The sequence below is a fragment of the Thermoleptolyngbya oregonensis NK1-22 genome, assembly GCF_032705245.1.
Classification (GTDB): Bacteria; Cyanobacteriota; Cyanobacteriia; order Elainellales; family Elainellaceae; genus Thermoleptolyngbya; species Thermoleptolyngbya sichuanensis.
On the sequence record NZ_CP053540.1, the window covers coordinates 2,542,262 to 2,563,387 of the forward strand.

General features: G+C 59.5%; 17 protein-coding genes and 1 tRNA gene. 12 read left to right on the forward strand and 6 right to left on the reverse strand.

Going from position 1 to position 21,126, the window contains the following annotated elements; all coding sequences use genetic code 11:
• Positions 1-220: 220 nt before the first annotated feature.
• Positions 221-949 carry a PHP domain-containing protein gene (locus HNI00_RS10990; protein WP_316793257.1) on the forward strand — a complete coding sequence of 243 codons (729 nt, stop codon included), beginning with the start codon at positions 221-223 and terminating at the stop codon, positions 947-949.
• Here the strand turns inward: HNI00_RS10990 and HNI00_RS10995 are convergent.
• The 4 genes from HNI00_RS10995 to HNI00_RS11010 form a co-directional block, all read right to left on the reverse strand.
• Complete coding sequence (locus HNI00_RS10995; protein WP_316793259.1) at positions 926-1,057, reverse strand: hypothetical protein; 132 nt, start codon at positions 1,055-1,057, stop codon at positions 926-928. The two genes, HNI00_RS10990 and HNI00_RS10995, sit on opposite strands and share 24 nt — an antisense overlap.
• Before the next feature lie 469 nt (positions 1,058-1,526).
• Positions 1,527-2,219, reverse strand: a complete 693-nt coding sequence (locus HNI00_RS11000; RefSeq protein ID WP_297081000.1) for a response regulator transcription factor — start codon at positions 2,217-2,219, stop codon at positions 1,527-1,529.
• Between the two features lie 79 nt (positions 2,220-2,298).
• Positions 2,299-3,876: an AMP-binding protein gene (locus HNI00_RS11005; RefSeq protein ID WP_316793262.1), complete on the reverse strand. Its 1,578-nt coding sequence runs from the start codon at positions 3,874-3,876 to the stop codon at positions 2,299-2,301.
• Positions 3,843-4,847, reverse strand: coding sequence for an o-succinylbenzoate synthase (locus HNI00_RS11010; protein ID WP_316793263.1), 1,005 nt, complete (start codon positions 4,845-4,847; stop codon positions 3,843-3,845). Before HNI00_RS11010 ends, HNI00_RS11005 begins: the two co-directional genes overlap by 34 nt.
• 169 nt (positions 4,848-5,016) lie before the next feature.
• Between HNI00_RS11010 and lexA the strand changes: the two genes are divergently transcribed.
• The 8 genes from lexA (at position 5,017) to HNI00_RS11050 (ending at position 15,733) form a co-directional block, all read left to right on the forward strand.
• Positions 5,017-5,898, forward strand: a complete 882-nt coding sequence (lexA, locus tag HNI00_RS11015; RefSeq protein ID WP_316793265.1) for a transcriptional repressor LexA — start codon at positions 5,017-5,019, stop codon at positions 5,896-5,898.
• A 295-nt stretch (positions 5,899-6,193) separates the two neighbouring features.
• Positions 6,194-6,553 carry a VOC family protein gene (locus HNI00_RS11020; protein WP_316793267.1) on the forward strand — a complete coding sequence of 120 codons (360 nt, stop codon included), beginning with the start codon at positions 6,194-6,196 and terminating at the stop codon, positions 6,551-6,553.
• 29 nt (positions 6,554-6,582) lie between these two features.
• Complete coding sequence (locus tag HNI00_RS11025) at positions 6,583-7,440, forward strand: urease accessory protein UreD (protein ID WP_316793269.1); 858 nt, start codon at positions 6,583-6,585, stop codon at positions 7,438-7,440.
• An 89-nt stretch (positions 7,441-7,529) separates the two neighbouring features.
• On the forward strand, positions 7,530-9,905 hold the full coding sequence (locus HNI00_RS11030) for a ComEC/Rec2 family competence protein (RefSeq protein ID WP_316793270.1): 2,376 nt from the start codon (positions 7,530-7,532) through the stop codon (positions 9,903-9,905).
• A gap of 36 nt (positions 9,906-9,941) precedes the next feature.
• A tRNA-Ser gene (locus tag HNI00_RS11035) sits at positions 9,942-10,028 on the forward strand.
• 149 nt (positions 10,029-10,177) lie between these two features.
• Positions 10,178-11,293: a polyamine ABC transporter substrate-binding protein gene (locus tag HNI00_RS11040; RefSeq protein ID WP_316793272.1), complete on the forward strand. Its 1,116-nt coding sequence runs from the start codon at positions 10,178-10,180 to the stop codon at positions 11,291-11,293.
• Positions 11,294-11,391: 98 nt separating this feature from the next.
• On the forward strand, positions 11,392-12,423 hold the full coding sequence (locus HNI00_RS11045) for a YdcF family protein (RefSeq protein ID WP_172354406.1): 1,032 nt from the start codon (positions 11,392-11,394) through the stop codon (positions 12,421-12,423).
• 463 nt (positions 12,424-12,886) lie between these two features.
• Positions 12,887-15,733 (forward strand): CHAT domain-containing protein, encoded by a 2,847-nt coding sequence (locus HNI00_RS11050; RefSeq protein WP_316793275.1) that lies wholly within the window; start codon positions 12,887-12,889, stop codon positions 15,731-15,733.
• A gap of 231 nt (positions 15,734-15,964) precedes the next feature.
• Here the strand turns inward: HNI00_RS11050 and HNI00_RS11055 are convergent, their stop codons facing one another.
• On the reverse strand, positions 15,965-16,747 hold the full coding sequence (locus tag HNI00_RS11055; protein WP_316793277.1) for a hypothetical protein: 783 nt from the start codon (positions 16,745-16,747) through the stop codon (positions 15,965-15,967).
• 119 nt (positions 16,748-16,866) lie between these two features.
• Entirely contained in the window at positions 16,867-17,595 is a 729-nt protein-coding gene (locus tag HNI00_RS11060) for a pentapeptide repeat-containing protein (RefSeq protein WP_316793278.1), read from the reverse strand.
• Positions 17,596-18,364: 769 nt separating this feature from the next.
• Here HNI00_RS11060 and HNI00_RS11065 point away from each other — a divergent pair.
• From HNI00_RS11065 to HNI00_RS11075, 3 genes are all read left to right on the forward strand, one after another.
• Positions 18,365-18,724, forward strand: coding sequence for a hypothetical protein (locus tag HNI00_RS11065; protein ID WP_316793280.1), 360 nt, complete (start codon positions 18,365-18,367; stop codon positions 18,722-18,724).
• A 126-nt stretch (positions 18,725-18,850) separates the two neighbouring features.
• Positions 18,851-19,564: a GntR family transcriptional regulator gene (locus HNI00_RS11070; RefSeq protein WP_316793282.1), complete on the forward strand. Its 714-nt coding sequence runs from the start codon at positions 18,851-18,853 to the stop codon at positions 19,562-19,564.
• Between the two features lie 90 nt (positions 19,565-19,654).
• Positions 19,655-21,040 (forward strand): cobyrinic acid a,c-diamide synthase CobB, encoded by a 1,386-nt coding sequence (locus HNI00_RS11075; RefSeq protein ID WP_316793284.1) that lies wholly within the window; start codon positions 19,655-19,657, stop codon positions 21,038-21,040.
• The last annotated feature ends 86 nt before the right edge of the window (positions 21,041-21,126 follow it).

The following is a 21,126-nucleotide window of genomic DNA, read 5'->3' on the forward strand; positions in this document are numbered from 1 at the left end:
AGCGCGATCGCCCGTGTTAGTACATAAGCTCACCCACAGCAACCATCCCCAAGATATTCGCCGGATTAAGGGCCACCGCAAGATTTAATAAGATTTAAACAGGCAGGGAGCAAATCGCGTGATGCAAAACGGTTTGCTCCCATCCCAAGCGCTTCTTGGTTGGCAATAAGTTTGCAGAAACCCTAGAATTGCGGATGTAAAACATCATGAAGCGCAGACTATGGCGGTTAGTCTCACCCAAGGGGTGAATGCTCAGTCCTCAGGGGCACAGGATGCTGCATCGCTGCGGCAGGTGTTTCAAACGATTACAGCCGAAAGCTGTCCCCGGTTTTACAACTTTCATATGCATACGGTTTGCTCGGATGGCAAACTCCAGCCGGAGCAGCTCATGGAGCAGGCGATCGCCATTGGACTCTCTGGCTTAGCGATTACGGATCACCACTCCACGGGCGGCTATTTTCGGGCGCAGCGGTGGCTGAGCAGTCTCCAGCCAGCGTGGGTGGACGAGGTGGAGAATCCTGCGTCTAGACCGCTGCCCCGCTTGTGGGCAGGTATGGAGATCACGGCGGAACTGCTGGCGGACGAGGTGCATATCCTCTGCTATGCCTTTGACCCGGCGCATCCAGACTTGCACGTCTATCAGCAGGGGCAGTCGGTAGACGGCGACGCGCGACAGGCCGGGCGGGTCATTGCTGCGGTTCACCGGGCAGGCGGGCTGGCGGTGCTGGCCCACCCGGCACGATATAAGCGATCGCCCCAAGAGTTGATCCCCGCTGCCGCCGACCTGGGCATTGACGGCATCGAAACCTACTATGCCTACAACAACCCTTCGCCGTGGCAGCCCAGCCCCCGCCAGACCGAAGAAGTGAGGCAACTGGGCGATCGCCTGGGTCTGCTGCATACCTGCGGCACCGACACCCACGGGCTAGATCTGTTGCAGCGGCTCTAGGGCGGGTTGGGCCCATTCTGTTCGAGCGGTTCGAGCGGTTCGAGCGGTTTGAGAAAATGGCAAAAAAAAGACCTCTGGGCGGGGCGATCGCCATGCTTGGGAATGCATTCTCGTTTTGCTCAGTACATTGCGAGTACGCACATTGCTGGTACGTAAATTGCAAGTACATTGCAAGTGCATTGCGAGTGCATTGCGAGTGCATGGCTGACTACGCCAATCCGCCAGAGATCCGTGAGCCTACTGCCATCCAGGAATACATCTGGAACTAGCGTTACAAGCACTAGGTTACAAATAGAAACACCCCTTCTCAGGAAACACGGGCATCCACACTAGGGCATAGCGCCGACCTGGGATGTCATCAGTCCTACCATGCCTGCACAGGCGATCGCCAGAAGCAGCATAAATCCAAGGGATTGGCCCAGGTGCTTAGAAGTCTGCATGGGTGTTTTCTCCATTACATCATTAGAGAATGAAGATAACAGTCTCTTGAGGAGTGAAACGAAAGATGTCGCTAAATTAAAGAAAAGCAACATTTCGCAATCTTTAACTCAGTAAATTCCTCCAAGCTCCCCATCTCTCATTTCGTCAAGCCATGCTCCAGGGCATAGCGCACCAGTTCCGTGCGGCTATTGGTGCCCGTTTTGCTAAACAATCGGCTGACGTATTTCTCCACATTGCGGACGCTAGTATCGAGGCGACGAGCAATTTCTTTGTTCATCAGCCCTTCAGCAACCAGTTCTAGGACGCTCTGCTCACGGGGTGTAAAGTCGAGGTGAATCGGGGCAGGAGTTTGGGCAATCGACCCTTTTTGCGACAGCATGGCCCGCAGTTGGGCGATTTGCTCTTTGATGTCGGCCAGGTCGGTCTTTTCGTCGTCGCCACCCGCACGGGCGATCGCCGATCGACGCTCCAGCAGGCTGGATACGATGGCCACCAGTTCTTCTGGGTCAAACGGCTTGGGCAAATAGGCATCGCAGCCCGCGTTGTAGCCCTGAATTCGGTCGGAGGTCATGCCCCGTGCTGTCAAAAACACCACGGGCAGCGTCTCGAAGCGGGGATCTTCCCGCAGTTGCTTGAGAAACTGATAGCCATCGACCTGGGGCATCATGATGTCGGAAATGACCAGATCGGGTAAAAGCTGCTGAACCTTTTCCCAGCCTTCGCGGGCGTTGCTGGCGACTTCTACAACAAAGCCGCTGTCTTCCAGATACGCCTGCACAGCTTGGCGCAATCCAGGTTCATCATCGACCAGCAGCAGCCGTCCGCTCATGGACGTTCCTCCCCTGTCTCAAGGTATATGCCTCGGTGGACTGAGGCACGATTGTCGTCATCCAAAACTTTAACAGGACTTATGCATTTCGCGTAGTTTCAGGAGATGGCAGGTCTTTTTGGCAGCCCCCATCGCCGACTGGCGGCTGGGCGGTTTGCACCCATTCCGCAAGCTGGCGACGGTTCAGCTTGCCCTGGGCGCTGCGGGGAATCCCGTCGGCGGCAATCCAGCGCTTGGGCTGTTTGAAGCGGCTGAGCTTGTCTTGCAGCGCAGCTTCCAGCCGTGTTGGGGAAACCTGGGAATTGGCGGGAACGTAGAGCGCCGTCACCACTTCCCCCCAGTGGCGATCGCCCACCCCCACCACCGCCACATCCTGCACCAGCCCCGTCGCCCGAATCGCCGCCTCTACCTCGGCGGGAAACACGTTTTCGCCGCCCGTGATAATCTTGTCGCTGCTGCGGCCAGCAATGTGCAGCCGTCCTGCCCCATCCATCCAGCCCAGATCATCGGTCGCAAACTGGCCGCCAAAATCCGGCGCTCCCCAATAGCCCCGCGCCAGCGAAGCCGCCCGAATTTGAATTCGCCCCACTTCTCCGGCAGGCAGCGGCGTTCCGGCTGCGTCCACAATGTCCACTAGCGCGTGGGGCAGCACCCGCCCGCAGCCCGGTTCCCCCGCCAGAAATTCCGCTGGCCGCTGGGTGGCAATTTGCGAGGCAGTTTCGGTCATGCCGTAGGTGGGGGCGAGGCGGAGGCCCTGCTGTCGTGCCTGGATGAGCAGGTCGTCCCAGGCCGGCGCACCGCCCAGCAAGATCGTGTGAACCCGTCGCAGCCAGTCTGCGCCCGCTGGCGAGTCGAGCAGCCGCTGGAGCTGGGTAGGGACGAGGGAGAGGAAAAAACGGTCGGGGGCGATCGCCGGAAAGTCTCCCGCTTCCAGCGCCTTGAAGGAATGCAGCGCCAGTTGCCCACCCGACACCGCGCTCCGCAACGCCTGCATCAGCCCGCTGACGTGATACAGCGGCAGCACACAGCAGCAGTTCACCGGCCCGCTGGCGAGTTCTGGCTGAAAAAACTGGCGAAAGCCTCGGACAGCGGCAAGAAGCGTGTCTCCCGTGTGGTGAGTAAAGCGAAGCTGGCCAGAGGAGCCGCCTGTAGGAATGAGGAGATCCAGAGGCTGTACCGCCCTCCCTTTTCGTTCTTCGTTCTTCGTTCTTCCTTCACCCGCAGAAGTAGGGAGAGCCGGAGCCTGTACCGGATCAAGAGGGAGCGCGGGATAGGGAGCGGTGGGGGTGAGAATGACCAAAGGGGACAGGTGGTGGTGGAGCTGATACCATTCCTGCACGCCCCAGGCGGGATTGCCGAGGGCGATCGCCCATCCCTCTAGGCACTCCGACAAAATTGCCGCACAAAGGCTGGCCAGAAAGTTCAGCGGGTCGGGTTCGGCAATCAGCAGCGTTGCCGGGGGGCGCGTTTCCCAGGGGGCTAGGGGGTGGGCGATGGGGCTCCGCAGCGCTGGGGTGATTCCCGTAGAGATCGCTTCGCGAATCGCCGTCTGGCGGGTCTGAACCTGCTGGGCAAAGGCGGCAGGTTCGATGCCAACCAGCCAGGGTCGATGCAGGCAGGCGGCTAGGCAATCGCGGAGGCAGTCAGGGTTTGCCATAGGGCGGCGGCGGAATCTTGCTCAAACGCAGGGTCGCAAAACCAGTGGGCCACGCCATAGCCCAGAGCGCGGTCGGGTCGGTTCCCCGAATGCTCTAGCTGCACCAGATGCGCCTGGATGTAGCGGCGGGCCACGGCAGTTTCCAGCGCAGACGACCAGACGAGATCGACCGGGTGCTGCTGGCAAAAGGCGCGAAGCTGGCTGGGAAACCCGGCGATCGCCGCTTTAATCACCACCACCCCGCGCCAGCCCCGCTGCCAGCAGGTGCGGAGCTGGGCCAGCGTGGCGACAGACTCATCCAGCGCCAAGGGCGTGGGAAAGCGCTCGGCCAGCTTCAGCATCGCGTCAAACTGGGACGGTGCGAGGGGCTGCTCCAAAAATTCTACCTGGGGATGGGCCGCGCATTGCTCCAACCAGCGGCAGGCCGTGTCCCAATCCAGCCCGCCGTTGGCATCCAGCCGCAGCCTTGCCCTGGGCGGAAGCTGCCCAATCAGTTCGGCAAATGCGGCCTGTTCTGCGGCCAACTCGCCCACGCCGATTTTCTGCTTGAAGGTGCGGTGTCCCCGCTCCCAAAGCGGCTTCCAGGCAGAAATTGCCCCCTCCCCCGCAGGCAGCAGGGCGCTGAGGTGGGGCGGCTCCCAGGCGGGCAGGTCAGACTTTCTGGGGTCATGCTGCATCAGCGACTCCCAGGCAGATTCCAGCCCAAACTGTCCCGCCGGCAGCGTGGGGGCGATCGCCCGGATATCCGCCAGATTGAGGAATTCGGGAAGCGACTGGCAGAGGGCGATCGCCGCCTCCAGCGTTTCGCTGCCAAACCAGGGCAGGGGCGCAATCTCGCCGTACCCCGTCCGCCCCGCCGAGTCCGTCAGCTTCACCAAAATTCCCCGCCGCTCGCTCCAGACTCCGTGGGCCGTCATCAGCGGCCGTCGAAATGCCCGTCGATACTCCCGAAATTCTGCCCGCACGCCCATAATTGCACCCCGCCGGATCGTCCTGAGATATCGCCCTAGAGATATCGCCCTGAGATATAGAAATTGTGAAGCGGCGGGCGGCAAATTAAGGCAAATAAAAAGTTTTTGATTCGGTATAGAACGAGTGAACTATTATGTTAGCATCTAGTATAAATAAACTATTGCAGCCATGCCTACGGCCAAGCCACCCACCGCCAAACGGTCTACAGTCAGGCAATCCACCCGCCAGTCTACCCCCAAGCCGCTGACCGTCAAGCAGCAGCGATGCCTGGATTGGGTGACGGAATTCATCCAGCAGCAGGGCATTTCACCAACCTATGAGGAAATTCGCGTCGGGCTGAGCTATCGCTCTAAAGACCCCGTGCGATCGCTCCTCAACGCTCTGTGCAACAAAGGCTACATCACCCGCAAGCCCCACAAAGCCCGCGCCATTCAGGTGGTTCAGTCGAGCCAAGTGAACGGGGCAACAACCGGGCGACATCGCTCCGCACAGCCAGCGCCAATGCTCCAGCTTGTTCCCGCCGAGGCAATGGGCACGGGTTCGACCGTCGAGGCTGTGCCAGAGACATCCGCCACTTCTCCCTGGGCAGCGCTGGAGCAGGCTTCGTCCAAATCCAGGAGTCGGCGTAAGCTGCCCCAGGGCATTCCCCTCCTAGGCGGCATCGCAGCCCACAGCCCCAAGACCACCTTTGTAGACGAGCCAGAAATTTATCTGCCGCTGGAACTGTTTCCTAACCTGGCGCGGCGATCGCCCTACGACTTGTCCCAGTTGTTTGCCCTGCGCGTTCAGGGCGACAGCATGATCGAATCCCACATTTTGGACGGCGACGTGATCTTGCTGCGGCGCAACCCAGACCCGGCTTCGCTGAAAAATGGGGCGATCGTTGCGGCCCGCGTGGGCGATGCAGCGACGCTGAAACACTACCTCCGATCGGAAACAACGGTAACGCTCCAGCCCGCCAACGCCGCCTACCAGCCAACCGTGTTTGACGTGGAAGAAGTGGACGTGCAGGGCGTGTATACCGGAATTTTGGTGCGCGGTGTGGTTTGAGGTCGGTTGATTTTGGATTTGCGATTTTGGGTTTGCGGTTTTGGGCTTGCGATTTTGGATGGCTCATCCAGTATTCATCGGGCTTTCAGCCATTTCATTCGCAGCGTCACCCCGGAGAAATATAGGGCTGGTAGCGCTGGAGTGCGGTTCAAGTTGGCAAGCTTGAAGCATGGGAATAGCTGAGTAATAGCTAAGGTGTAGCTAAAAATCGCTGCGATGCGGCTCGAAACCCGTCCTAGAATCAGGATGATGTAATTGCGCGATTCCTGTAGGGATCGCCTCGCGAATTGCCCCTATGCTGACTCGATTCTTGCACGCGGCGCTGTTGGTGTCGGATTTGGACAAAGCAGAACAGTTCTATGGCACCGTGCTGGGATTGACCAAAATCGATCGACCCTTGAAATATCCCGGAGCCTGGTATCAGCTAGGTGAGGTGCAGATTCACCTGATGGCCGATCCGCGCACTCAGGTCTCGCTGACGGAGGCGGAAAAGTGGGGCCGGAATCCCCATCTGGCGATCGCCACTCCTGACCTGGATGCCATGAAAACGCGGCTGGTTGAACATGGCTATCCCGTGCAGATGAGCGCATCGGGTCGTCCTGCCCTGTTTACCCGCGACCCGGACGGCAACGTGCTGGAGATTGGGCAGGTCTAGGAGAGGCGTGGGAGCGGAGTGACGGCGTAATGGGAGCGGACGGGGCGGGCTGGCAGGGGCGCTTGGAACTGGATTTTGTGGCGCGGGCGGGCGGAACGCAGCTTGGCCGAAGCTTTGTGCAGGCTCCGATGAAAGTGCAGCGGCCGTTCTTCCCAGAGGGCGATCGCGTCTGTCATGTGGTCACGCTGCACACGGCGGGCGGTGTGGTGGGGGGCGATCGCCTGTCCGCGAAAATTCACCTGGCCCCCAAAGCCCATGCCCTTTGCACCACGGCCACCGCAGGCAAGATTTACCGCAGCAACGGCCAGGTCGCCGAGCAAGCGACCCATATCCATATTGCAGCAGGCGGCTATTTAGAATGGCTGCCCCAGGAAACCATCGTGTTCGACGGGGCCGACTATCGGCAGCGGCTGCGGGTAGATCTAGACGAAGACGCGCTGTGGCTGGGCTGGGAGATGACTCGGCTGGGACGCACGGCGCGAGGCGAAGGATTTGCTAGCGGCCAATGGCGATCGCACACCGAAGTCTGGCAAGACGGCAGACTACTCTGGGTCGATCCGCAGCAGATCCTCGGCGGTGCTGCCCCGCTGAGCAGTCCCCACGGGCTGAACCATTGCCCCGTTGTCGCCAGTTTCGCCATCCTCGGCCAGCCCGTCGCCCAACTTTCTGCCGATCTGCTCCCCCAAACCCGCCAATTTATTCCCACCGCAGCTTCCTCTAGCCCCCTCCCGCCCCGCCAATACGCCGCTACCCGCCTCCAATCCGGCCTCCTCTACCGCTATCGCGGCCACTCCACCCTAGAGGCCCGCCGCTGGTTTATCCAGATCTGGCATCTGCTGCGGCCGGCGCTGGTCGATCGGCCCGGATATCTTCCCCGCGTCTGGTAATCGGGCATCTGGTAATCGGGCATCTGGTAATCGGGCATACCAGGTGGGAATACTGCTGTTCATCAGGGTGTATCAAACAGCAAAAATTTATGAATGCAGCGGGCGGCGCAATGCTGTGCCTGGCCTACGGGCTGGGCCTGCTTTTGACCGGGGTTTCGGTGCAGGTATGGGGCATCTCAGCGGGGGCGATCGCCCTCCCTGGGTTGGGATTGCTGGCAGGGGCGATCGCGCCTCGCCTCTGGCGGACGGGGCCTTCCGCCAAGGTCTGGATGGCGGCGGGATGGGTCGGACTGTTGGCAGCGCTTTACTTTCAGGTGCGCCTGCCCAGACCTGCGGAAACTGACATTAGCGCTCTGCTGAGCAACCCCGACGCAGCAGCCGAGCAGACTAACTTAGCCGTGACGGTGCAGGGCTTCATCGACACGCCGCCAAAGCAAACCCGCAGCGGCAAGCTCCAGCTAGAGCTAGTGCCGTTTCAGGTGCAGCAGATGGACGAGGCAGACCAGCCCATTCGCGCTGCGGCGGTGTCTGGGCGGCTGTATGTGACGCTGCCGCTGAAGCTGAAGGCAGGGCTGTATCCGGGGCAAATGCTCACGGTGTCGGGGTCGCTGTATCGTCCCAAGCCCGCCAGCAACCCCGGCGGCTTCGATTTCCGGCAATACTTGGCGCAGCGCGGTATGTTTGCAGGACTGGCGGGTAAAACCGTTGACTTTCCGGCAACAGAGGGGCGGTTTCGGGAACAGTGGACGTGGGGACGATCGCTCTCTTCCCGGCTTCAGCAAGCGCTGTGGCAGGTGCGGCAGCGCATCGTGCGATCGCAGGCAGCGGGTTTGTCCATTAAAAATCCAGATGGAACTGTGGATCAGGGCCCGGCGGCCCTGGTCAGCGCTATGCTGCTGGGCAAGGGGGCCGTAGACGTACCCTTTGACCTGCGCGACAGCTTTGCCAATGCGGGACTGGCCCACGCGCTGGCGGCATCGGGCTTTCAGGTGTCGCTGCTGATCGGCATTTTGCTCAGCCTGACGCGATCGCTCCCATCCCAGGTCAGCTTTGCGCTCTCGGCGGCGGCGCTGCTGGGCTATATCGGCCTAACGGGGCTGGAGCCGTCGGTGGCGCGGGCGGGCGTGATGGGTCTGGCGGTGCTGGTGGCGATCACGCTGGGGCGCAAGGTCAACCCGCTCCACTCGCTGCTGCTGGCGGCGACGCTGCTGCTGCTGGTGAATCCGATCTGGATTTGGGATTTGGGCTTTCAGCTCAGCGTGCTGGCGACGCTGGGGCTGCTGGTGACGGCTCCCGTGCTGACGAAATGGCTGGACTGGCTGCCCAGCGCGATCGCCCCGCTGGTGGCCGTGCCCCTCGCCGCCTTCGTGTGGACGCTGCCGCTGCAACTGCACGTCTTCGGCGTGGTGTCGCCCTACAGCCTGCCGCTCAATATCCTGACTGCGCCGGTGATTACGGGCATCAGCCTGGGCAGCGGCCTCAGTGCGCTGGCGGCGCTGGTCGTGCCTGCGGGGGGCAGCGCGATCGCCCAGTTGCTCCTGTGGCCAACCCAGCTTTTGATCGCGCTGGTGGAATTTGCCAACCAGCTTCCGGGCAATGCCTATGCAGCGGGGGCGATCGCGCCCAGTCAGGTGATCGCGCTGTATGCCATCTACCTGCTGGTGTGGGGCGTGGCGGCGCTACATCGGCGCTGGTGGGTGGCGGCGATCGTGTGTCTTGGGCTGGTGGCCATTCCGGCGGGGGCGGCGGTGATGTCGCGGCTGGCGGTGACCGTGCTAGACACGGCCGACGAGCCGATGCTGATCGTGCAGCACCGCAGCCGCGTGGGGCTAATCGGCAGCCTCAGCCCCCAGGACGTGCAGTTTACCGTGCTGCCCTTTTTGCGACAGCAGGGGGTGAACCGGGTGACCTGGGCGATCGCCCCCGACCTCACCGAATGCCACACAGAAGGCTGGATGCAGCTTGCACAACATCTACCGATTCAGTCTTTCTACTTTTCTTCTGGAACGTGTCCACGGTCCAAAAACTCGACACTCCCTGACAAACAGCAACTCATTCAGCAACTCCAGGCGCGGGGCGGCCGGATTTACACATTGCCGCTGGATCAGGCGGTGCAGCTTGGCGATGTGGCGGTGCGGAAGGTGGATCAAGACCCCTTGGCGCTGCGATTTCAGATTGGTGACCAAATCTGGCTGCTGCTGCGCGGGTCGAAAACCGTGCCTTCGGAACCTATGCTGCCACAACTGGCGACCCTGACCAGCGTGCTGTGGTGGGACGGAATAAAGCTGGATGCCCAGGCGCTCAGCACGATTCGCCCCCAGCAGGCGATCGCCACTCGCCCGCCCAGCAAAGCCGCAGAAGCCTGGTTCCGCAGCCAAACTGTTCCGCTGCATGTGGTCGCTCAGCAGGGCGCAATTCAGTGGACTCCAAAAACAGGGTTTCGGGCGATCGCCCCCGTCGATTAGCGCCGTTCGTCCTGTAAAATACGATAATGCCCCTTTGGAGAGGTGGCAGAGTGGTTGAATGCGCTTGACTCGAAATCAAGTTTGGGGTCACACCCAACGGGGGTTCGAATCCCCCCCTCTCCGTATTGCTTTAGGTTGCCCGGTCGATTCAGCTTGTCAGGTCAAGATGTAGCGCTGGCTACACAATGTCGCTTTTGCGTCAGAACTGGGGATAATTGGGAAAGTTCTCACTTCCATCCCAGACCCCAATTCCAGACCCCAATCCCAGACCTATGACTCAGCCCAATCGGCCCACCACTCCGTTTAGCCGCAAAACCCGGCGGCAGTTTCTTCAGGGGGCAGGCGCGGCCCTGTCGGCCGTGGCGCTGGCAAGCTGTCGGGGCGGCTATAGCAACGTGCAGGGCGGCGCGGGCGGCAGTGATACGCTGCGGATTTATACCTGGTCAAACTATATTGACGACGAGCTGCTGAGCCAGTTTCAGGAGCAGACAGGCGTGCGGGCGATCGCCGACGTGTTCGACTCCAATGAAACCATGCTGGCGAAGGTGCAGGCCGGCGGCGGCAACGAGTACAGCATCATCTACCCCTCCGACTATATGGTGGAGCAGATGAGGGAACTGAACCTGCTGGCAAAACTGGACAAAACCAAAATCACCGGAGCCGAAAACCTGCTGCCCCAGTTTCAAGACCCGCCCTACGACCCCGGCAACCAGTTCAGCATTCCCGCCGTGTGGGGCACGACCGGCCTGGTTTACAACCGCACCCAGCTAAACCCCTCGCCGCAGGACTGGGACTATCTCTGGGACAACCAGAGCAAGCTGGCGCGACGGGTGACGCTGTTTAACGACGTGCGCGAGGTGATGGGCGCAACGCTGAAGTCGCTGGGCTATTCCTATAACTCCACCAACCCAAAGGAACTAGAGGCGGCGTTCCGGCAGTTGCAAAAGCTCAAGCCTGCGATCGCCAACTTTACGACCGACGGCTGGCGCGATCAGATGTTGACGGGCGACTTGGCGATCGCCATGGCCTATTCCTCCGACGCGCTCCAGGTGTCCGAAGAAAATCCCGACATCCAATACCTGATTCCCGCCAGCGGCTCGTCCCTGTGGACCGATACGATGGTGATTCCGGCGGCTGCCCCCAACCCCGATGCGGCCTATGCCTGGATTAACTTCTTGCTGGAGCCAGATGTGCTGGCAAAGGCATCGGAGCGGCTGAGGTTCGCCACAGCAAACCAGGCAGCGATCGACCTCCTGCCCAACGCCCTCAAGTCCAATCCCAACCTCTATCCCGACCAAGCAGCGCTGCAAAAATGTGAGCGCATTTCCCCAATCGGCGATGCGACGGAACTCTACGACCAGTATTGGACGCAACTCACCAGCCTATAGCTGCCAGAAATCCGTTACCGGGTGGGCGATCGCGCATTACACTGGACTAGACCTTTTTGCCCCCCCGGCATTGACCTCCAGCGGGCGACCCGTCAACCATGTTTGAACTGCTCACCCGAATTCTGCTCTGGCTGCTAATTGGCACGATCCTCTGGTACGTGTTCAGCAAGTTCATTCCCAGGGTCTATCTGACGTGGCTGGGCGGCATTATCCTGTTTGCCTTCGTCATTCTGGCGTTTATCGACCCCACCAATCGCACTGTGGGCACGGTCTGGAGCGTGCTGTCGCTGCCGCTAAAACCGCTGGGTCTGGTGTTCTTCCTGCTGCTGAGTTCACTGAAAAAAGGGGCCAAAAGCGTGGACGGAAACCTAGTGCTGGCAGCGGTGCTGGTGCTGCTGCTGACGAGTACGCCGATTGTGGCCTACTGGCTGACCTCGCAGGCGGCCCGCACGCTGGCCTATAGCCCAGCGGTGCAGCGGCCAGTGGACTTTAACCCGGCATCCGTCAAGGCAATTGTGGTGCTGGGCGACAGCAATGACCCGGCCGACCCGGCCTATCGCAGCCGCACCCAGGTCAGCAGCGATCGCGACGGGTTTACCAACGTGCTGGCCTCGCGGCTCTTCTTTGCGGCTCGCGTCTATCGGGGTGAATTGGAACAGGGCCGAAACCCGCTGGTCATCGTTAGCCTGGGGTCGCAACTGGGGCTGAATGCGTCGCAAGAGGCACGGGCGATCGCCATTCAGACGGTGCAGGGAATTTTGACCAGCGCGGGCGTGCAGGGCGATCGCATCGTAATCGACACCGAAGGCACGGATCTCTACAGCAACGCGGTGGCCATCGAGCGCATCCTGACCCCCCTGGGCTACCAAAAAGAAACCGACAGCCTGCTGCTGGTGGTGCCCTTGCTCAACGTCAGCCGCGCCCGCGCCACCTTTGCCAGTCGCGGCCTGCGAACCCTGGGACTGCCCACCGACCAATTCCTGTTTCAACTGGACGATCGCCGTCTGATTGCCAGCGTCGCCGACCTAGTGCCCAATGTAGACGCGCTGGCGCTGACGACCCGCGTGGTAGACGAATATTTGTCGTCGGTCTACTACTTTATGCGCGGCTGGCTGGTCAGCCCTATTTAGCAACGCTTCACGAATCTTCTCCTAGCGGGGACTGCGACCCGGCAAGAATCTGGCGAAAATCTAGAGTACACTCAGTCCAACTTGCAGGGGCGATCGGACGATGAGCCAAGGCCACCACCGGAGACCAGCGCGTTTCACCGCTAAACCAGGGCAGCGGTTTGCGGCAGAAAGACGCGGCTTCCTCACCACGCCTGCACGAGACTTCCCCACCACGCTTGCACAATATTCCTCCAGAACACTTGGGCGATATTGCTCCAGAACACTTGGGCGATATTGCTCCGTAACGCTTAGGCGATATTGCTCCGCAAGACTTGCACGATATTGCTCCAAAACACTTGCACAATATTGCTCCGCAACGCTTGCGCGAACGCCCCACTCCAGTTCCCGCCGCGTCTCTCACAGTCGCAAAACCAGGCAGTGGATCACAACGCTGCTTCTGGGGCTAACGCTGCTTCTGGGGCTAGTGCTGGCACTGGGTCTAGCGCATTCCGCAACAGCCACGCTTCCCGCCGCATCCTCCCCATCGCCAGAAATTCACGCTGCCCCCGCCACCTCCCAACCAGAGACCTTACGCACCCGGCACTGGTCTGGATTTCCCGCACAGCCCCCCTCCACATTCCCCCTCCGTTCTTCGTTCTTCCCCCTCCGTTCTTCGTTCTTCGCTCTTCGTTCTTCGTTCTTCCCTCCCCCTTCTTCCCCCGACCCCCCACACTCTGCCCGGTCGCTCTACGAAGCGGGTCGCTATCGAGAGGCGATCGCCCAATTGGAAGCCCTCCTCGATCAACTGCGGCAACCGGGCGCAGACCCCAGCCTTGGGGAGCAAACTCGTCTCCAGATTGGGCTAACGCTGGCAAACCTGTCGCTGGCGCATCAGCAGCTTGGAGAATGGGCCACGGCAGAGCGGCACATTGCCGAAGCGGTGCAACTGCTGAATTCCCTCCCGGCACGTACTGCGACAGTGCAGCGGGCGCAGGCGCAGGCATTGACCATTTTGGGGCGGCTCCAATTTGCGCGGGGGCAGGCAGATGCGGCGCTAGAGTCCTGGGAGCGGGCAACAGCATTGTTTCAGCAGGTGGGCGACCTGGCCGCCATCGACACGCAGATGAACCAAGCGCAGGCGCTGCAATCCCTGGGGCTATATCGGCGGGCGATCGCCCAACTCGCTGCCATCAACCAGCAGCTTGCCGCCGCACCCGACTCGCTGACCAAGGCGCAGGTGTTGCGGACGCTTGGGGATGCTCAGCGCGTGGCGGGCGATCTGGACGCGGCCCGTCACGCCCTGGAGCAAAGCCGCCGGATTGCCGCCGCGCTGCACGCCCAGTCGCCCACGCCTGCCACCCAGGAGGCGATCGCCGCCGTCACCCTTAGCCTGGCAAATCTGGGCCGAGCTAGGGCGATCGCCGCACTGGGCCAGGCCGGCATGACCCCCACCGAAGCAATTCAGCGACTAAAGACACCCCTATCCGACAATCGCGCTCGGCGGGCCTACGAACAGCGCCAGCAGCGCATCGCCACCACCTTTTTGCAGCAGACGGAAGCCGTTCTGGGGCTGTATGACGAGGCTGCCCAGGTGTCCCCCTCGGCAGAGTTGCGGCTTCAGGCGGCGCTAAATCATCTCAGCCTGCTGGTGGAAACGGCCCAGTGGGAGCAGGCGCGATCGCGCTATCCAGACCTTCAGCAGCAGCTCGACCCACTGCCCCCCAGCCGTCCGACGCTGTTTAACCAGATCGAACTGGCCCAGGGGTTGACCGCGATTTCCCAGGCCAGCGGCGGCAACCCTGGGCTAGAGGCGATCGCCCGTCGCCTGTCCAGAACGGTGCAGCAGGCGAGGGAACTGGACGACCTGCGGGCAGAGTCCTTGGCTCTGGGCAGCCTGGGGCATCTGTACGAACAAACGGGACAGTGGCGCGAAGCCCAAACCCTGACTCAGCAGGCGCTCAACCTGGCGCAGCAAATCGCCGCCGCCGACATCGCCTATCGCTGGCAGTGGCAACTGGGGCGACTGCTGCTGGTGCAGGGCGACAAAACGGGGGCGATCGCCGCCTACAGCCAGTCCGTGCAAAGCCTGCAAGCCATCCGGGGCGATCTGGTGGCGATTAACCGAGACGTGCAGTTCTCCTTCCGCGAGAGCGTGGAGCCAGTCTATCGCCAGTTGGTCGATCTGCTGCTCGATCCGCAGAATCCAACCCCCGACCTGGAGCGGCTGGTTCAGGCGCGGGACGTGATCGAGGGGCTGCAAGTGGCAGAACTGGACAACTTCTTTCGGGAAGCCTGTCTGGATACGCAGTTTCAGCTAGACCGGGTGGTGGATTTGTCTACGCTGCCCGCCGCCGTGCTGTATACCATTGTCCTGCCCGACCGGATTGAAGTCATCCTGAAGCAGCCCCAGCAGCCCCTCCGCCGCTACACCACGCCCGTCGCCCAAGAAACCGTGGAGCGGGTGTCCGAAGACCTGCTGCGAGAATTGCGCGATCGCGCTTACCCCTCCCCAGAAGGACTGGCCCTGTCCCAGCAGGTCTACGACTGGCTGATTCGCCCCATTGCAGACCAGTTGACCGAAAACCAGACGCTTGTTTTCGTGCTAGACGGGGCGCTCCGCAACGTGCCAATGGCAGCCCTGCACGACGGTCGCCAGTATTTGATCGAACACTACAGCGTGGCGCTAGCCCCCGGTCTGCAACTGCCCGACCCGCGCCCGCTCCAGCAGCGTCAGTTTCGCGCCCTAATGGCCGGGCTGACGGAAGCACGAGACAATTTTCCTGCCCTGCCCAACGTGGAAAAGGAGCTAGCGGAAATCCAGAAAACCCTGCCCAGCCGCGTGCTAATCAACACAAGCTTTACCCAGCAAAATTTCCAGAATTCTCTAAGCGCCGCACCCGCCTCGATTGTCCACGTTGCAACCCACGGCGAGTTTAGCTCCAACGCCGCCGACACCTTCATCCTGGCATGGGATAGCCGGGTCAATGTGAAAGACCTCAGCAGCCTGCTGCAAGTCCAAGAGCTAGACAGCCCGGAACCGATTGAACTGCTGGTGTTGAGCGCCTGCCGCACTGCCGAGGGCGATCGCCGCGCCACGCTGGGTCTTGCAGGCGTGGCAGTCCGCGCCGGGGCCCGCAGCACCATCGCCTCGCTCTGGAGCGTAGACGACGAAGCCGGAGCCGACCTGATGATCGAGTTCTATCACCAACTGACGCGCAGCCCCATCTCCAAAGCCGAAGCCCTGCGCCAGGCCCAGCTGAGCCTGCTGCGGGCAAACTACGACGCGCCCCGCTTCTGGGCATCCTACGTGCTGCTGGGCAACTGGCTTTAGAGGATGTTTGAAAAGTCCTACTGTTTGTAGCAAAGCGTGCAAGATCCCCCTAAATCCCCCTGAAAAAGGGGGACTTTAAGGCGGTTTCCCCCCTTTTTAAGGGGGGCTAAGGGGGAATCTCTGAGTGCTTAACGTTACAGGCGATACCTTTTCAAACACCCTCTTAGCTAAACGAGCAGCCCAAAATCGGCAACCCAAAATCCAAAATCTAAAATCCAAAATCCAACCCCCTCACCACAAAAATTCCTCGCGGCGCATCGGGGCATCCGTCTGTCGTTCTGTCGGCTGTTCCAGCACGTAGGGATTGGGCGGCTCACCCGGCATCAAATAGCGCTCACCCCAGCCGCCGTTCAGGTCTTCGGGGCGACGGACGGGCGGAGTGGTGCGGTCGGCAGGCAGGGCAACGGGCTGCGCTTGATGCACCTGGATATAGTGCTGCCCGTCCGCGGCGGTGTAGAGATGTTTGCCGCTGATGGTCAGCTTTTTATTGCGAAGCTGCTGTTCTAGTGCGGGCAGTTGCTCGACTTTACCGACCGGGTTCAGCGTTGCCAAAAAGATCACGTCTTGGCTGGGTTCCAGATTCAGCCGGAGGGCAGCCTGCTCAAATTGCCACGATTCCTGATAGCGACCATCCTCCGCAACCTGCCATAGGTTAAGCTGGGCCTGCCACTGGCCATTGGTCACGGTTGCCGTCTGATAGGCCAGGATGGAATAGCTGGGCTTTGCGTCGGAGAAACCGCCAGACCGTCGCGCTGGCTCTAGATAGCGAACGGCGGCGATCGCCAATCGAGCATTATCAGGAAGATTGGTTGTACCAGCGATCGCGTACACACCGGAACCCTCTGACGACACGCTGAGTTGCAGATCAATATCATTTCGAGAACCCAGCGAAAACCGTCCCGGCTGACAGAAGCGAGACAGGAGCAAGACCGCTGCCAACACCGCACCAGCCTGTAGGAACTGTCGGGCAGTGCGATAGTCTAGCGAACGCAATCGATCCCGTAGCGGTGACATGGAAAGTAACATAACAACTCAGCGAAATGGAATAAGGCTAGAACCTGCTTGATTGGAGTTTTAGCCAGGTTAATAGGGGATTAATCGGGTATTTAATCGGGTATTTACTAATCGGGTATTTAATAGGGCACAGTACCCTGATAAGTGCTGCCGTTGGGCATGATGGCAAACTCTAGCTGGGCGTTGCTGAGGTTTGCGCCCTGTAGGTTGGCATCCAGGAAGTTGGCATAGCGCAGATCGGAATCGCTTAGATCGGCGATCGCCAGATTTGCCCGACTCAGCAATGCGCCGTAGAGGCTAGTTTGCCTTAGGTTCGCCCGTTCCATTTGGCTATCTGTCAGGTTGGCGGCCCGCATCTCGGCTCCGGTCAGCGTTGCCTGCTGCAAGTCTGCTTTTTCCAAGGTGGCGTGCATCATCTGAGCGTTCCGAAAGTTGGTGCGATTCAGTACCGCGCCTTGCAAATCTGCACCTTGAAGATTGGCACTTTGTAGACTGGCATCGGTTAAATTGGATCGGGTTAGCTGGGCATTAATTAACTTGGTGTTGTCAAACTTGGCGGCCGTCAGGTTTGCCTCTCGCAGGTCAACCCGGCTCAGGTCGAGTCCGCTGAAATCCACCCCACTCAGGTTGCAGCGGGGACACTTGCGCGTTTGCTTCAAGCGTTCTAGATTGCCGCTTTGCAGCCGCTGAGACAGAGAACCTGTGAGAGAACCTGTTTCGGAAGCAACTATTCTAGACGGCTCCGGACGAGCAAAGCCTAACAAAAATGCCCGGAGTCCAGGAATACCCAGCATGGCGGCTACAGACCCCAGAACCACGACGATGAACAGGCTAAATCTCTTATCCATAAGGCTAGAACTTGGGGGGCGATCGCCAATGTTTCAGAACAAAGCTTGTGGATTCAGACTCTATCTTGCCTCTTGAAGTCAAGTAGATCGAATTAGGAAATCATCAAATATTTTTCAGCAAAAATAACAGCTTTTGACGACCTTTATCAACCTTTCCAACTGAGTCGATTCAGATCCGGAGAGTGGGCCGATCGCAAATCAACTGTTTCGAGTGAGCAGTTTTTCACAGCACAACCGGAAGATTTAAATCAAGACTTGATAAAGATAAAGCGGCTGATCATCTAGTTTTTATACGGCTATTTTTCTTGTAAAGATCAGCCAACTAGGTAATCGATAACGGCCATTGCGCTGAGTAGATTACTATACTATGCCTAGTCAGGCTGCGATGTTGCAGCAATCTGCTACTGCTTCCTCTCTAGCTTTAGAGGATGTTTGAAAAGTCCTACTGTTTGTAGCAAAGCGTGCAAGATCCCCCTGAATCCCCCTTAAAAAGGGGGACTTTAAGGTGGTTTCCCCCTTTTTAAGGGGGGCTAGGGGGGATCTCTGAGTGCTTGACATTACAGGCGATACCTTTTCAAACACCCTCTTAGAGCCGAGGCGATGTCGTCAAATCAGCAAAATCAAATTTGCGACATCAAATCAGCGCGGGAACCTCGAAAAATTCAGATCCTCTTGAGAATGGCTGCGAGAAAACAAGGGTTTCAGGCTCCTAAAATTCTCAATAAGGCAATTAATCGAGGTGACCCAGCAACATTGCTGAGAAGGCAAAGTGAAAAATATCTGTCGAGAATTTTCGCCAACGTGTACTAAGATGAGCCAGTCTCCCATCAAAACCATCTTGATTCCCTCATTGCTCACGGCTGGGGTTGTCTTTGGATTGTCTGTCACGGCTGTAACGAACTACAACACCCTGCCCTCATCCGAAATGCCCCAAGAACTAGCCTTAAAGGAGCAATATCGAAATATTGCTGTGCGAAATATTGGGCTTTGCATTTTGGGAAGTGCGCTATCGGGTTTGCTGGTGGCAGGCGGCATACGAAGCATCCAGAATTCTCACAAAAAGGCAAAGCAAAAACAGGATTCTATGTCTGGTTTAATCGCAGAGTTTCTATCAACTCGTCCAGAATAGATCTCGTCCAGAATAGATCTCGTCCAGAATAGTTGACGCGCTGCGCCAATTTTTTTGTGGACTGTTCTTGCATAGATTGGCTGGTTTCGTAGACTGGTTGCATACCAAGTCTACCCAGCCGATAGCATGTCCACTCCGCTGCATCTTGCGATTTCTGAACAACTCCGTTGCCAAATTCTCGGCGGCGACTATCCGCCAGGAGAACAACTGCCCAGCGAATACCAACTGGTGGAGCGGTTTGGGGTGAGCCGAACGACGATTCGACAGGCGATCGCCAATCTCATCAGCCAGGGCCTCGTCGTCTCTCGTCAGGGCAAGGGCGTGTTTGTCACGGAGCGGCGCAAGGTCACCTACTCCCTCTCTAGCCCGATGGTGTTTTTGGAAGCGGATATGGCGCAGCAGGGCATTTCGCTTTTGGCGAAGCGGCTGGAGTCCGGTCTGGTCGAGGTTCCCGTCGTTGCTCAGCACTTGTTTGAAACGCCCACCGCCTATTTTCAAAAGAAACTGCTGGAGATTAACGGCGCACCCGGAGCGCTGGACTTGACCTATGTGCCGCCGCCGTTTGAAACATTTTTTGCGGTCGATTCAACCCATCAAATGACGTTTCCGGTGCTGGAGCAGCACGGCATTGCGATCGCCCGCATAGAAGCCATCCTAGAATGCACCTATGCCAATCCAGAAGAAAGCCTGCATTTAGAGGTTCCGCTGGGACATCCGCTGATTGTCTATCGCCATACCGCCTTTACCACGGGCGATCGCCCCATTGCCTACGGGGAAACCATTTCACGGGGCGATCGCTTTTGCTATTCCCTGGAAATTCGCCGGGGTGAATCATTCTAGAGCATTCACCCAGGATGCAAAGGCGCACGTCCTCGATGCAATCCGTTGAACGCTAAAATGACGCTGTAGTGACGTAGCTGGGATGCAACAATGGCGCTGGTGGTGGCAGGAGAACGCAGCGGCGTAGGCAAGACAACGGTGACGATGGCGCTGCTGGCGGCATTGACCCGATGGGGCGATCGCGTCCAGTCGTTCAAGGTGGGGCCAGACTACATCGACCCCATGTTTCATCAGTTTATTACGGGCCGCGCCTGCCGCAATCTTGATCCGCTGCTGACCTCTGAAACCTATGTGCAGCAGTGCTTTGCCTCTGCAAGTCAGGACGCAGAATTTGCCCTAGTCGAAGGGGTGATGGGGCTATTCGACGGGGCCAGCGGCCGCGAAGACGTAGCCAGCACGGCCCAAGTGGCCCGGCTGCTGAACCTGCCCGTGCTGCTGGTGCTGGATTGTGCCCGAATGTCGCGCTCGGTGGCGGCGATCGCCCACGGATATCGCAGCTTTGACCCGCGTTTATCCATCGCGGGCGTGGTGCTAAATCGGGTGGGCAGCGATCGCCATCTAACCTTGCTCAAAGAGGCACTGGAGCCGCTGGACTTGCCCATCCTCGGCGTGCTGCGTCGCCAGGACGAAATCACCCTCCCCGATCGCCATTTGGGACTCGTGCCCACAGACGAACTGCCGGAGCTAAGACCCTTGTGCGATCGCCTCGCGTCCCTAGCAGAAACCAGCTTCGACTGGAACCTGCTGCGCCCCCTACTCAGAATTGGCAAACTTGACAAAATCGAAACGCCGCCCCCGCCAATACCCGTCGCTGATGCCAAAATCCAAAATCCAAAATCCAAAATCCGCCTGGCCGTTGCCCGCGATCGCGCCTTCAGTTTCTACTATGCCGATAACCTGGAACTGCTGGAGCGGCTGGGCGCTGAACTGGTGTTCTGGAGTCCACTGCAAGATGCAGCTTTGCCAGAGGGCGTAGGCGGGCTATACTTCGGCGGCGGCTTCCCGGAAGTGTTTGCCGCAGAACTGGTAGCCAACCCAGCGGCACGGGCAGCCGTGGGAGCCGCCATTCGTGCGGGGCTGCCGACCTATGCAGAGTGCGGCGGGTTAATGTACCTCAGCCAAAACATTGTGGATTTTGACGGAAACGCCTGGGAGATGGCGGGCGTTTTGCCAACAGAAGCGGTCATGGGCAAGCGGCTGACGCTCGGCTATCGACGGGCGATCGCCCAGCAAGACACCTTTCTCCATCGCCAGGGCGAAACCCTTTGGGGGCACGAGTTTCACCGATCGCACCTGACTCACTCCTCCGAAACCCCGCTCTATCACCTGCAACCCTACGACCCCCAAAGCCCTGCCATTCCCGAAGGCTGGCAGTCGCCCACCCTGCACGCCTCTTATCTGCATGTCCACTGGGGAGCGCGGCCGGAGATAGCAGCCCGGTTTGTCGCAGCGTGTCATAACCATCTGGCTACCTGAAGCCGCCTAGGCTAGATGCTTGGGCCAAGCCAGAGATTGCGATAACTGCTGCACCGAACCGTTGGCTGATTGCGTCTGACGAATCC